Raw genomic sequence first — 346 nt, forward strand, 5'->3', positions numbered from 1 at the left:
ATCGCCAATGCAAAAGGTTCTGCTTCGTGCAGAACGCTGTGCATTGAGGATTGGTGGAGGATGACGGGATCGAACCGACGACCCCCTGCTTGCAAAGCAGGTGCTCTCCCAGCTGAGCTAATCCCCCGCTCGTAACCACTCAAACTCAGGTCATCTGCCCAACTCCCTTCGGGAGTGAGATGCTCGTAAGTGCTAAAGCACCAACGATCATCGCAAAGTTGGTGGGTCTGGATGGATTCGAACCATCGACCCCCGCCTTATCAAGACGGTGCTCTAACCGACTGAGCTACAGACCCCTGAGTCTGTCTTTCTTACAGCCGACAAGTGTGAGCGCTTAAAACGCGTG

Annotated in this window: 2 tRNA genes; both read right to left on the minus strand. The window is 54.3% G+C overall.

Annotated elements, in window-relative coordinates:
- Nucleotides 1-51: 51 nt before the first annotated feature.
- Nucleotides 52-127 (minus strand) — tRNA-Ala (locus AB3X99_RS40970).
- Between the two features lie 92 nt (nucleotides 128-219).
- Nucleotides 220-296, minus strand: a tRNA-Ile gene (locus tag AB3X99_RS40975).
- Nucleotides 297-346 lie beyond the last annotated feature (50 nt).

The sequence above is a fragment of the Paraburkholderia sp. BR10882 genome, assembly GCF_040948855.1.
Taxonomy (GTDB): Bacteria; Pseudomonadota; Gammaproteobacteria; order Burkholderiales; family Burkholderiaceae; genus Paraburkholderia; species Paraburkholderia nodosa_A.